General features: G+C 36.9%; 13 protein-coding genes. 11 read left to right on the top strand and 2 right to left on the bottom strand.

Features of this window, described 5'->3' with window-relative positions; translation table 11 throughout:
- Positions 1–8 precede the first annotated feature (8 nt).
- Positions 9–1,220, bottom strand: coding sequence for a hypothetical protein (locus MUA87_RS01570; RefSeq protein ID WP_262551192.1), 1,212 nt, complete (start codon positions 1,218–1,220; stop codon positions 9–11).
- A gap of 197 nt (positions 1,221–1,417) precedes the next feature.
- Between MUA87_RS01570 and MUA87_RS01575 the strand changes: the two genes are divergently transcribed.
- The 11 genes from MUA87_RS01575 to MUA87_RS01625 all read left to right on the top strand — a co-directional run bounded on the left by MUA87_RS01575 (position 1,418) and on the right by MUA87_RS01625 (position 11,097).
- Entirely contained in the window at positions 1,418–2,296 is an 879-nt protein-coding gene (locus MUA87_RS01575) for a hypothetical protein (RefSeq protein ID WP_096754395.1), read from the top strand.
- Positions 2,297–2,306: 10 nt separating this feature from the next.
- Positions 2,307–3,005: a hypothetical protein gene (locus tag MUA87_RS01580; protein ID WP_262551193.1), complete on the top strand. Its 699-nt coding sequence runs from the start codon at positions 2,307–2,309 to the stop codon at positions 3,003–3,005.
- Between the two features lie 180 nt (positions 3,006–3,185).
- Complete coding sequence (locus MUA87_RS01585; RefSeq protein ID WP_002479967.1) at positions 3,186–3,746, top strand: tyrosine-type recombinase/integrase; 561 nt, start codon at positions 3,186–3,188, stop codon at positions 3,744–3,746.
- 55 nt (positions 3,747–3,801) lie between these two features.
- The gene (locus tag MUA87_RS01590) at positions 3,802–6,285 is read left to right on the top strand and encodes a DUF4040 family protein (RefSeq protein WP_262551194.1); all 2,484 of its coding nucleotides are present in this window, start codon (positions 3,802–3,804) and stop codon (positions 6,283–6,285) included.
- Positions 6,272–6,697 carry a monovalent cation/H+ antiporter subunit B gene (locus MUA87_RS01595; protein WP_002479965.1) on the top strand — a complete coding sequence of 142 codons (426 nt, stop codon included), beginning with the start codon at positions 6,272–6,274 and terminating at the stop codon, positions 6,695–6,697. Before MUA87_RS01590 ends, MUA87_RS01595 begins: the two co-directional genes overlap by 14 nt.
- The gene (locus MUA87_RS01600; RefSeq protein WP_023015572.1) at positions 6,694–7,041 is read left to right on the top strand and encodes a Na(+)/H(+) antiporter subunit C; all 348 of its coding nucleotides are present in this window, start codon (positions 6,694–6,696) and stop codon (positions 7,039–7,041) included. Before MUA87_RS01595 ends, MUA87_RS01600 begins: the two co-directional genes overlap by 4 nt.
- Entirely contained in the window at positions 7,028–8,524 is a 1,497-nt protein-coding gene (locus MUA87_RS01605) for a Na+/H+ antiporter subunit D (protein WP_394356886.1), read from the top strand. The genes MUA87_RS01600 and MUA87_RS01605 overlap by 14 nt, the downstream gene beginning before the upstream one ends.
- The gene (locus tag MUA87_RS01610; protein ID WP_002479962.1) at positions 8,524–9,012 is read left to right on the top strand and encodes a Na+/H+ antiporter subunit E; all 489 of its coding nucleotides are present in this window, start codon (positions 8,524–8,526) and stop codon (positions 9,010–9,012) included. Before MUA87_RS01605 ends, MUA87_RS01610 begins: the two co-directional genes overlap by 1 nt.
- A complete protein-coding gene (locus MUA87_RS01615) occupies positions 9,009–9,305 on the top strand; it encodes a Na(+)/H(+) antiporter subunit F1 (RefSeq protein WP_023015570.1) in 297 nt (98 codons plus the stop codon). Before MUA87_RS01610 ends, MUA87_RS01615 begins: the two co-directional genes overlap by 4 nt.
- Positions 9,283–9,753, top strand: coding sequence for a Na+/H+ antiporter subunit G (locus MUA87_RS01620; protein WP_002479960.1), 471 nt, complete (start codon positions 9,283–9,285; stop codon positions 9,751–9,753). The genes MUA87_RS01615 and MUA87_RS01620 overlap by 23 nt, the downstream gene beginning before the upstream one ends.
- Before the next feature lie 351 nt (positions 9,754–10,104).
- The gene (locus MUA87_RS01625; RefSeq protein WP_002479959.1) at positions 10,105–11,097 is read left to right on the top strand and encodes a D-lactate dehydrogenase; all 993 of its coding nucleotides are present in this window, start codon (positions 10,105–10,107) and stop codon (positions 11,095–11,097) included.
- 131 nt (positions 11,098–11,228) lie between these two features.
- Here the strand turns inward: MUA87_RS01625 and MUA87_RS01630 are convergent, their stop codons facing one another.
- Complete coding sequence (locus MUA87_RS01630) at positions 11,229–12,602, bottom strand: amino acid permease (RefSeq protein WP_002479958.1); 1,374 nt, start codon at positions 12,600–12,602, stop codon at positions 11,229–11,231.
- Between the last annotated feature and the right edge of the window lie 43 nt (positions 12,603–12,645).

Raw genomic sequence — 12,645 nt, forward strand, 5'->3', positions numbered from 1 at the left:
TCCTTTCTTTAATTGTTTTGATTGTTATCATTATTATCTTTTTGGTGTGATTCTGATGAATAGTAATTAGAAGCTTCCCATTCTTTTGCTTCTTCATAGCGTGCACGTTGACGATAAGAGTAAGTCATAGCACGAATTTTCTTTTCGTTTTCGACAGATGCGCCTAAAGCACCTGCTAAGAAACCAAGTGATGTCACAAACCATACAAGGTACAAGAACTGTCCGAGTGTACGCTGGCCTTCATTAATCGTCTGCATGTTATATAAATCATTCGGCACGAATAAAGCGACACTGATTGTAAGCAGTAAGAATAAGATGAGATAGCTGAATACAATAATAATCAATAGAGTTAAGACCGTTGTTACATTGTAAACTGTTCGATAAGTTTTAGTTGTTAACGAAGTTTCATGTTCCCATAACGAGTGTGCATACATAATCCAAAGGGTCATTCCGCCAATGGCTAGTGTCGTCATAAAGATAAATCTTAAGTTAGTATATTCAATACTTAATTGCCATGGGGTAGAGAAAATGGTTAAGTATGTAGCTGTCGCAAAGGAAATAGAAATAATCTTTTTGAAGTTTGGAATTTCTTTAAGCGGTTGATTGGCTCTGGTCATTCCAGCTAATAATAAAATCCAACTTATAATAAGTGGGTTTAAAATAAACTTGGTTGTTGTTTTGGAGTGGGAGGTATCATCTCCGGCTTCTTGATCATCTTGCGTTTCCATATCATTTTCTTGTTTATCATCGAATATATTTCTAATGGGCTTTACACGTGTAAATAATAAAAGATTTAATTTTTTTGTTTGATAATCCTCATTCGATTGATGTAAATATATAATTTCCGCAAAATAAAGCAGACATTGTTTCAATTTACGTTTCACACCAAATAAACCTAAAGCCGGAATTGAGATTAATCCAGTAGCCATAGGTTCATCTAAATTACCTACTATTACTTTACGTTGTTCGACAATGGGTAAGTCTGTCACAACAATCGCATAGTCCCATTTATGATGGGTTTTAAGAGATTGAGCTGCGTCTAAACTTTTGTTGACGTCTTCAGCAGAACCAATTAATGGGTCAGAAACACATTCGAAAGTCCATTTGATATCTTCTTTCAATTTACTATTTAGTGAAGTAGGCATTTGTTCAGCTAGTGTCTCTGATAAATCCATAGGAAACCCTGGAGCAGCAATGATTCCTACTTTAATCTCACTCATAAATTGCCTCCTTTCTCTCTATAAAGTTATGAACAAAATTAATTTTGAAATCATTTATAATTACATAATTAATAAGTTCCCGCAATGACAAGAAACAAAACTTATTAAAAAGACGAATTTGATAAGGATTACATAGTGGAAAAGTAGCTTCTAATGTATAATATATATAAAGAATAAAGTATCGGGAGGTATACATCATGAAACGACATCATTTATTGCTTGGACTGCTTTGTTCAACTCTACTTTTAGCAAGTTGTGGCCATAGAGAAAACAACGAAAAACAAGCAGACCAAAAACAAGAAGAAACAACCGACACTCAATCACAAGACCAATCACCTAAAGAGAAAAAACAAACACATACGACGTACCACACTAAACAAGATATAAAAATAGAAGTGCATGAAGCGGAGAAAAAAGATAAAGCGCATGCTGACACTGATACAAATAAGAATGTACAAGCTAAACAAACGCAACAAGAAGCTGATAAAGCAACAACTGAAAAAGATGCTCAATCCTCAGATTCATCAAAGAAAAATGAAGAACCAAATTTAGAAAGAGATAGCGGTAAAGTTAAAGGGCCTGAGGCTCTTGCACCTGGTCCTGAAGCAGATATGGATAGAAAACATATCGCGATGATGTTGTTAGACCCTAAATTAAACAAAACTTACGTTAATGCTAAAGATTTAAAACAAAAAACGTATAAAACAGATGACGGTCAACAAGTGCGCATTCCAAACTATGTACTTTTCCAATCTCTAGAAGTACCGCAAGTTGAAAATGGTCCTGAAGGCATGCAGTATTATTTTGTAACACATACAAAAGATCCTGACAAGAAAACAGTAATCGGTGTATCTGATAATGAAATCGTTATTGGTAAATCAACAATCAGTTCTGAAGATGCAGTATCTCAAAAAGTAAAATTAGATTATAATCAATTCATTCAAGAAGAAGAGACACAAGTCTTTAAAGTGAAAGAACTTGAACAGTTGAAACTCGATTCAAATGAAATCATTGCGCTAACACGACATATCTATCAAGCAACACCGCACACATTACAGTTTGTCCCTGAGAATTGAGGCGTAAAAGATGAAACAACTTAGAATGATACTCACAATGACCTTGAGTCTACTTTTATTAGCCGCATGTGGAACACAATCACAAGAAGATAAACAAACTTCTAAGTCATCAGAACAGAAAACCGAGACAAAAGAAACAAACGCTAAACAAGACAAAGTAACATCAGAAACAAAAAATAATAATCAAACCAATACTTCAAAAGAAAGTACAGAGAATCAAAAAGAAGAACCGCAAACACAAAAAGGACCTTTAACAGAACAAGAGATTAAACACAATGTAGCATTGATGATATTGAACCCGAATTTTGATCAAAAATATATCACAGGGCAAGAAGTGTTAGAAGGTAAATATTCAGGTAGAACAGATGATGGTAAAATACATCATTTCAAAGTAAATGAAGTCCATTTGATTCAGCCAGAAAGTGAAATGAAATTAATTCATGCGCCAACAGATATGGTTTATTATATATTTGACCCGCGTTCTGGACCATATTCTGTTTTAGTTGGTATTTCGCATGAAAAAGTTATAGTATGGGGAACGCAAACATATTATGCAGATTATAATCAAGAGATTGAAAATGGGTTCATGAAAGAATATAAGGTTGCAGATTTGAAAAAATTAAATATTCCTAAGTCACAAATACAAGCGGTAGAAAGTAAAATCATGATAGGTAATAATGAACAACAACCTATTATTCGATTAGACTAATAAGAAGAAGTGAGCTTTGGCTCGCTTCTTTTTTATGCTTTTTAACAAATAAACGATTTTAAATTTTTTGAAAAAATGAGACTTCGTTACTTTAATGTTACTTAAATATGAATTATAATGATTAAGTATCATTAATTTAATGTGGCAATATTTTGTTAATTAGAAAGGAGTGGGCTTTTCATGGAATGTGTGTTACCGATTAAAGATAAATCGGACATTGAAGCGATGTATGAAACGTTACGTGAACATAACCAGCGTGATTATTTGTTGTTTCGTTTAGCGATACATACAGGTTTAAGAATTAGTACGTTAATTCATTTAAAAGGACTAGATGTTTTAACACAAGATGAGCATTGTCAGGCTGTGATTAATGTTTGGCGACAACCTGGGATATCTGAAATTAATGTGCCGTTGCCTCAATCATTATGTGAGGAATTGGATGAATTTATGAAAGATAAAGGAATTGGTCATGACGATTATCTATTTCGTTCTATGAAAACAAAGCGTCCGCTCTCTCGCCAACAAGCGTATCGTATTATTCATGATGCTGCTGTTCAAAATGGACTCTCTCAAGTCGGTCTTCAATCTTTACGTAAAACTTTTGCTTATCATGCGTACCAATCGGGTACACCGCTTACAGTGATACAAAAATACCTCGGTCATCAGACTTTATCTGAGACCCTCAAATTTATAGATGTTCCGCAACAAAACCGCACGATTACGATTCAATTAGATCTTTAATTTTTATTTTTTAGATATGACTTTAACTCAACTATAGAAAGGAGTCTCACTTCTTATGAGCCTTATTTGGCTGTTTGTCTTTATTATTGTTGTGATGTTGTTCGTACTCATGACAAACCTGCCGAATCGTTCTGCACGACCAGCGTCAGCATCAGAACAAGCACAACAAGAAATTACGCATAACACAGGTCGGTACAGAACAACTATAAGCAGACAAGCTGGATGGATAGCGTTAAGTGCGCCCGTTATTAGCGCAATTTATTTTATAACCATGATTCCACGCATCGCCGCCAATCAACTGGTTATGGTTTCATTGCTGTGGATGCCGTCAATCGATGTAAATTTTGCGTTCAGATTAGATGGCTTGTCTTTAATCTTTGCCTTGTTAATCACTTTAATTGGTACAGGTGTTGTATTATATGCGAATGCATACCTATCAAAAGCACATGATGATTTGCCAAGGTTCTACGTGTATTTATTAATGTTCATGTTTGCGATGTTAGGCGTTGTGCTAGCAAATAATACCATACTGCTGTACGTATTTTGGGAGTTAACGAGTATTGCGTCTTTCTTATTAATTGCTTATTGGTATAACCGACCAACAAGTCAGGCAGGCGCAATGAAATCATTCTTAATCACTGTCTTTGGCGGCATGTTTATGATGGTTGGGTTTGTTATTTTATTTAACATTACCGGTACAAATACTATTTCTGAATTAGTGCAGATTCCCGTTCGCCAAACGATGTATGAATCTCCTTGGTTCCCACTTGCGGTTGTCTTTATTTTATTAGGTGCCTTTACGAAATCGGCACAATTTCCATTTCATATCTGGTTGCCAGATGCGATGGAAGCACCGACACCTGTCAGTGCTTATCTGCACTCTGCGACAATGGTTAAAGCCGGATTATACTTACTATTTCGTTTTACACCGATATTAGGTTATGAGCCATGGGTAGCTTATATTGTTATCACAATTGGTATTATCACTTTAATGGTCGGCTCTTTTGTGGCAGTTGGACAACGTGACTTAAAAGGGTTGCTTGCTTATTCCACAATTAGTCAACTCGGCATGATTATGTCGATGGTCGGCTTTGGATTTTTAGCATATAGTCACCAAGCACAAGGGTTCCAAGCCTTTTATGTTGCGAGTTTATTTGCGGGACTGTTTCATTTAATCAACCATGCGCTCTTTAAGAGTGTGCTCTTTATGGGTGTTGGTATTGTAGATCATGAAACAGGCACACGTGATTTATCGCGTTTAGGCGGTTTACGTAAACTCTTGCCAGTCACAACTGTGATGATGACCATCAGCGCAATGGCGATGGCAGGTCTCCCGTTATTTAATGGTTTCTTATCAAAGGAAATGTTCTTTGCGACATTGGTCAGCGCGAAAAAACTTACGATGTATGACCAAGTCTTTGTTTCTGTGATGTTGATTGTTGGTGTGGTTGCCAGTCTCTTTACGTTCATTTACAGCTTACGTTTAGTCAAAGATACTTTCTTTGGCCCGTTACACAAAGAGGGCTTACCGCAAGTACCTGAACATGAGCCAGTAGGACTGTATATTGCGCCGGCAGTGATTACACTCGGTATGCCATTATTCTTTATTATCCCGAACGTCTTAGGGCGATATTTAATCGGTCCTGCCTTACGTGATATCGGACATTCAGATAAAGTGGCACCATTTATTCCGCACATTGCCGCATGGCACGGTTTAAGCCCTGAGTTATGGATTACCTTAACGATTTATGTCGTGGGTATTTTACTCTTATGGCGTTCACGTTGGATGAATGTTTACAACAAGTTACCAGAGTTTCTATCCATCAACAGTATCTATCGCGGTATGTTAAGCGGAAGTGAGCGTTTTAGTAGAAGCGGGATGCAGTTGATGATGAATAACCGATTAAATCAATACTTACATGTGATTTATTTCTTATTCTTCGGTATGTTGGCTTATGGTTTTATTCGCGTCGGTTGGATACCTGTTGAAGGTTTCAAAGTGAAGCCGATTACGTGGTTTGAAATTTTAGTCACTGCCAATATTGCTTTCTTATCTGTTGCATTAGTGTTCTTACGTGAACGTATGGCGATGATTATTATTAACGGTGTTATCGGTTATACGATTGCGATTGTCTTTGTCTTAATGAGAGCGCCAGACTTGGCGATGACACAGTTAGTGATTGAAACGATTACGACTATCTTATTCTTATTAGTCTTTTATCATTTACCGAACGTACGACGAGATAAAGTACATGTCGGGAAAGAAGCGGTCAAGCTATCTATTGCTTTATTAATGTCGCTCTTTGTCGTGACATTTGTGATTATTGCACAACAAGAACAAGCGTTTAATAAGATTTCAAGTTTCTATGAACATAGTGATAAATTGGCAGGTTCTAAAAATATTGTCAACGCAATTCTCGGAGACTTCAGAGCACTAGATACCATGTTAGAAGGCATTGTCATTATGATAGTGGGTCTCGGTATCTATTCCTTAATTAAATTCAAAATCAGAAAGGGTGATTCAGATGCACGAAAATGACATTGTATTAGAAACGATTTCTAAAGTAGCAGTTTTCATTATTTTGACCTTCGGTTCTTATATTTTCTTAGCGGGTCATGATAATCCAGGTGGCGGCTTTATCGGCGGTTTAGTTTTCAGTTCAGCGTTTATCCTGATGTTTCTAGCCTTTGATGTGGAAAAGGTCATTCGTTCACTGCCGCTGGATTTCAGAGCAGTTACGATTACAGGTTCTTTATTATCCATTGCTACCGCAATCGTGCCAATGTTTTTTGGACACCCTTTATTGTCACATGAGGATGTTTACGTCACATTGCCTTACTTAGAGAAAGTGCATCTTTCAAGTGTGACATTGTTTGAATTCGGTATTTTATTAACAGTCGTCGGTTCAGTTACGACAATTATGCTTGCGATAAGTGGTGATAAAAGTTGAACGTCATACTTATTATAATTATTGGTATTTTAACTTTTGCAGGCACGTATATGATTTTATCGAAAAACTTAATTCGGATTGTTTTAGGTACTGCCATTTATACACACGTCGCAAACTTAGTCATTTTAGCGATGAGCGGCTTTGATGGTACAAAAGTACCGATTATTAACGATGAAGGCAGTAATTATGTAGATCCCTTACCACAAGCGTTGATTTTAACCGCAATTGTCATTGGATTTGCGGTTTCCGCATTCTTACTTGTCTTAGTCTATCGTACTTATAAAGTGACACGGGTAAACCGAATTGAAGCGTTACGCGGTGAGGATGATGATGTCGATGAATAATATGATGTTAATCCCACTGTTGTTGCCTTTAGTCACAGGATTAATTTTATTCTTCTTTAAAGAACGTTTAATGGTTACGAGACGTATCGCGATTACGATTCAAATCATCAACACAGCAGTTTCAGCTTATTTATTAGCGTATGTTTATCAACATCAACCGCTAGTAATCAATTTTGGTGATTGGCAGCCGCCATTCGGCATTCAATTTGTCGGCGATACTTTAAGTATTTTCTTTGTCACAATTGCCAACTTAGTGGTTACTTGTGTTATTTATTTCGGTTTTGGTAAGCGTGAACATCTTGCGAACCGTTATTTCTTACCATCCTTTATTTTATTTATGCTGACAGGTGTCAACGGCAGTTTCTTAACTGCTGATATTTTCAACTTGTACGTGATGTTTGAAATTATGTTGATTGCGTCGTTCGTCTTATTAACACTTGGTCAAACACTAGAGCAATTACGTGCGAGTGTCATTTATGTCGTAATGAACGTTGTCAGTTCTTGGTTCTTCCTTATCGGTGTCGCTTATTTATATGGCACACTCGGCACATTGAACTTCGGTCATTTAGCGATGCGGATAAGTGAAAGTGACCAACCGCCGATGATGACAATGATTGCGATTATTATGATCTTCGTGTTCGGCGGTAAAGCAGCTTTAGTCATGTTTATGTGGCTGCCTAAAGCCTATGCCGCATTAAATACTGAATTAGCTGCGTTATTTGCGGGATTGATGACAAAGGTTGGTGTGTATGCGTTAATTCGTGTCATGGTGTTGTTATTTGATCAACAGCCTGATATTACACATCAACTCATGTATTATATGGCAATCATTACGATGATTATTGGTGCTATCGGTGTACTGGGTTATGAAGATGTGAAGAAAATAGCTGCTTATCAAGTTATCTTGTCTATCGGCTTCTCAGTCATGGGTATCAGTACCTTGAATCAAGCAGGTGTGACAGGTGCGATTTTCTATGCCGGTCATGACATGATTATTAAGACCTTATTATTCTTAGTCATGGGTGTCTTTGTTGTCTTAACAGGTTGCCGAAGTTATAAACAAATGGGCGGTTTGATTCATACGCATCCGTCATTAGGTATTATTTTATTTATTGTCACATTATCTATTGGCGGCGTACCGCCATTCAGTGGATTTCCTGGGAAATTACTGATTATACAAGGTGCACTCGCTGAAGGGTATGTGGTCGGTGTCGCACTGATGATTATCACCAGCTTGATTGCGATGTATAGTTTATTGAAAGTCTTTTTCTATATGTATTTCGGTAGAGAAGAGATGCCTGTAGTCCAACGACAACCAATCTTGCCGCATAAGTTGATCGCGATGATTTTATTAACAGTTGCGACTATCCTGATGGGGCTTTGTGCCGAATGGATTTTAGATGTCGCACATCATGCGGCTGAATTTAATATAAATCCTAGTGACTATATCAAATCAGTTATCCCAAATGTGGAGGTGGAATAATGTTAGCCCAACTAACCCTGAATATTTTAATTGCTGTATTATGGACGCTCTTTCAAGACGAAGATAAATTCCACTTGTCTACATTTATTGCGGGATATCTGATTGGTATTGCGATTGTATATTTAATCCATCGATTCTTCTTTAAACGTGTCTTCTACTTAAAGAAAGTCTGGATTATTTCTAAATTCATTTTGATTTATAATATGCAGCTGTTGATATCGAGTTTATCAACCATCAACTATATCTTATTTAAATCACATGACATGAACCCAGGTTTATTAATTTATGAAACGTCATTGAAAAGAGACTGGGCGATTACTTTACTGACCTTGTTAATTATGTTGACACCAGGCTCGCTCGTACTCAGGGTATCACCTGATGGCAGTCGTTTCTTTATTCATGCGATCGATGTTTCTGAAAAAGACAAAGCAGTTTTAACCAAGCAGATTAAGAAATATGAACGTTTGATATGGGAGGTGCTCAAATGATTGAAATGGTCATAGATTGGATGATACGGAGTGCTTTAGTCATTTACGGTATTGCGGTGATTATCGCTTTGATACGTGTGATTAAAGGACCGACAACACCTAATAGGGTGGTCGCATTTGATAGTATTGGTGCGATGATTATCTCTATTGTAGGCTTACTCAGTATCGTCTTAAACACCTTAACTTTCTTAGATGCGAGCTTAATTATCGCTATCCTCGCATTCTTGAGTACCATTGGTATCTCACGCTTCGTAGAAGGAGGACGAATCTTTGATAATAAACGAAATCGTTAGTTTATTCGCAGCTGTCCTTATCTTGTTGGGATCTATTGTCGCTCTCATTAGTGCCATCGGTATTTTAAAGTTTGATGATATCTTCTTGCGTGCACACGCCGCAACGAAAAGTTCGACCTTATCTGTGTTGTTTTCATTAATTGGTGTATTTATATATTTCTGGTTTACACGTGATTATTTCAGTGTCAGAACGCTATTAACGATCTTATTCTTATACATGACGTCACCAGTCGCTGGGCAAATGATTGTACGTACGGCTTATAACGTTGGTTCGTATATGTATATGAAAGACAACACCCAAAAAGGGGCTTCTTTGAATATTGCTTATAATAAAAGAGAAGCTAAGAAAAACAGAAAGTTACGGGCTGAACGCAGACGAAAAGCAACAGAAGCGTTCACAAAAGGTGAGCATCAGCCGACAATTCGTTATAAAAAGAAAGATGACTAATCTAATACGCACGCTATAGTGAATTTCTAAACTATGGCGTGCGTATTTTTAGTTTAGCCAACCTCAATACTGTTTTGTCGTAGAGTTCCAAAATAGAAAGTGTCTAGATGTTTATAATCCAATAATTGTTCCAGAATCATGGTATATAGACACCACTTTGTACAATGTTATTTAAAATTTTAAAAGTATTGAACAATCATATATGCAAACGTACGCAAATGGAGTATAATCAGTTTGACAGATTATTCAGATTAATTTATAACCTATTGACTTTGTGAATGTATTCACATAATATATTAGATAGGATATGAATTACTCTACTATACAACTTTTAGAATTGAGGGAGTAATTATGACAAAAATTAAATTTTTTGGTACACGTGATTATGAAAAAGATGTAGCTTTGAACTGGGCTAAAGAGAATGATGTTGAAGTTTCATTCTCAAATGACTTCTTAAGCTATGATACTTTGGATCAGCTTGAAGGGTTTGACGGCGTTACAACAATGCAATTCGGCAAACTTGAAAAAGAAGCTTACCCTAAATTAGAAGCAATGGGCATCAAACAAGTCGCACAACGTACTGCAGGTTTTGACATGTATGATTTAGAATTAGCGAAAAAACACGGTATTATTATCTCAAACGTGCCTAGCTATTCTCCTGAAACAATTGCGGAATACTCAGTAGCTGCTGCATTAAATCTTGTACGTAGATTCCCACGTATTGAAAAACGTGTTCAAGACTATGACTTTACTTGGGATGCGACAATTATGGCAAGACCAGTAAAAGACATGACAGTCGCAATTATCGGTACAGGACGTATCGGCGCATTAACTGGTAACCTTTTCGCAGGCTTCGGTGCTAAAATTGTAGGTTATGATTTATATCCAAATGATTCATTAGATTTCTTAGAATATAAAGATACGATTGAAGAAGCAGTTAAAGATGCGGACATCGTTTCTTTACACATGCCAGGTTCTGCAGACAACCACCACATTTTCAATAAAGAAATGTTTGCGAAATTCAAAGATGGCGCAATCTTAGTTAACGCAGCACGTGGTGCAGTTGTAGATACAGAAGCATTAATCGATGCGGTCAATGAAGGTAAATTAACAGGCGCAGCTGTCGACACTTACGAGTTCGAAATGCCTTACTTCACATTTGACTTTACTGGTAAAGAACTTGAAGATGAAACATTCAAAAAATTAATCGAAAATGACAGAATTCAATTAACACCACATATCGCATTCTTCTCTGATGAAGCGGTACGTAACTTAGTTGAAGGCGGATTAAACGCTGCACTTAATGTCATCAAAACAGGCGATACACCAACACGCTTGAACTAATTATTGTGAGTCGAAGTTATTTTATATAAAGGAAGTCGGATCAGCTCAACTGATCCGGCTTTTTAATTTGTTTCATTTACACAAAAAACAGGTGAAGACTTCAAATCTCCACCTGTTTGATGTGTTGTGTATTAATGTTTAATGCGATTTAAGCCACGGTTTTTAAAGCCGCCGACTTTATATGCGATAAATAATAAGATTAACCAGAATGGTGAGAAGTATAAGGCTACTCTTGTATCTTCAGCTAAGAATAAAATCGCGATGACAATAACGAAGAAGACAAGGGTACTATATGAACCAACTACACCAAAGAAGTTTTTAAATTTTGAAGCAGCATGTAATTCAGGATGTGCTTTACGATATTTGATATAACAAACTAAAATGATTGTCCAAATAAAGATAAAGAAAATTGTTGCGACTGTAGTTACGACTGTGAATACAGTATCTGGAATAACATAGTTCAATAATGCTGCTAAGAATAAGACAACCCCTGAGAAAATCAATGCATTGTATGGGACCCCGTGACGATTGGCTTTACCTAAAGCTTTAGGTGCGCTGTCTGAAACAGCTAAACCATAAACCATACGACTGTTACTGAATAATCCGCTGTTTGCGGCACTAGATGCTGAAGTTAATACCACAAAGTTTACGATACCCGCAGCAGCTGGAATACCGGCTAATACGAATAAGTTAACGAATGGACTTTCTTTAGGATCTAATTTATCCCATGGAGTGATACTCATAATAACCATTAAGCTTAAAACATAAAAGATGATGATACGAATACCGACGCTGTTGATGGCTTTCGGTAAGTTCTTTTCTGGATCTTTTGTTTCACGTGCAGTAACACCGACTAATTCAATCCCTACGAAACTAAATACTGCCATTTGGAAAGCAAGTAAAAAGCCCATAACCCCATTAGGGAAGAATCCGCCGTGAGAGTAAAGGTTGCTGAAACCACTTTGAATGTGGTTAGGTGATGAGAATCCAGTAAAGATTAAATAAAGACCAATGACAATTAAGAATAAAATCGCAATAACTTTAATGATCGCAAACCAGAATTCGATTTCCCCATAAGCTTTAACGGTCATTAAGTTTAGTGCGAGTAGTAAGATAACTGTGATAATCGCTGTTAAGTAAGGTGGGAAAGACGGCCACCAGAAATTAATATATTTGGTTACAGCTGTGATGTCCGCAATACCTGTAGCTACCCAACAAAACCAGTATGTCCAACCTGTAAAGAAACCAGCCATATGGCCTAAATAATCTTCCGCAATATCAATAAATGAATTGTATTGACTGTTTGATAAAAGAAGTTCACCTAATGCACGCATCATAATGAACAAGAAGAACCCGATAATGATGTAGGCCAAAAGAATGGATGGCCCAGCTAACGCAATACTTTTCCCTGCCCCCAAGAAAAGCCCCGTGCCGATAGCGCCCCCGATGGCGATCAGCTGAATGTGACGATTGGTCATACTGCGTTTTAAATCATTGTTTTCCATGATGTTACACCTCTTTGTAGTTTTTATATAGAGAACGGATGGC

The organism is Staphylococcus simulans, from assembly GCF_025561465.1.
GTDB lineage: Bacteria > Bacillota > Bacilli > Staphylococcales > Staphylococcaceae > Staphylococcus > Staphylococcus simulans.

Bases quoted from the DNA above. Each gene is read 5' to 3' on its own strand.
- MUA87_RS01570 (WP_262551192.1), bottom strand. From the start codon at position 1,220: ATGAGTGAGATTAAAGTAGGAATCATTGCTGCTCCAGGGTTTCCTATG.
- MUA87_RS01575 (WP_096754395.1), top strand. From the start codon at position 1,418: ATGAAACGACATCATTTATTGCTTGGACTGCTTTGTTCAACTCTACTT.
- MUA87_RS01580 (WP_262551193.1), top strand. From the start codon at position 2,307: ATGAAACAACTTAGAATGATACTCACAATGACCTTGAGTCTACTTTTA.
- MUA87_RS01585 (WP_002479967.1), top strand. From the start codon at position 3,186: ATGGAATGTGTGTTACCGATTAAAGATAAATCGGACATTGAAGCGATG.
- MUA87_RS01590 (WP_262551194.1), top strand. From the start codon at position 3,802: ATGAGCCTTATTTGGCTGTTTGTCTTTATTATTGTTGTGATGTTGTTC.
- MUA87_RS01595 (WP_002479965.1), top strand. From the start codon at position 6,272: ATGCACGAAAATGACATTGTATTAGAAACGATTTCTAAAGTAGCAGTT.
- MUA87_RS01605 (WP_394356886.1), top strand. From the start codon at position 7,028: ATGTCGATGAATAATATGATGTTAATCCCACTGTTGTTGCCTTTAGTC.
- MUA87_RS01610 (WP_002479962.1), top strand. From the start codon at position 8,524: ATGTTAGCCCAACTAACCCTGAATATTTTAATTGCTGTATTATGGACG.
- MUA87_RS01615 (WP_023015570.1), top strand. From the start codon at position 9,009: ATGATTGAAATGGTCATAGATTGGATGATACGGAGTGCTTTAGTCATT.
- MUA87_RS01625 (WP_002479959.1), top strand. From the start codon at position 10,105: ATGACAAAAATTAAATTTTTTGGTACACGTGATTATGAAAAAGATGTA.
- MUA87_RS01630 (WP_002479958.1), bottom strand. From the start codon at position 12,602: ATGGAAAACAATGATTTAAAACGCAGTATGACCAATCGTCACATTCAG.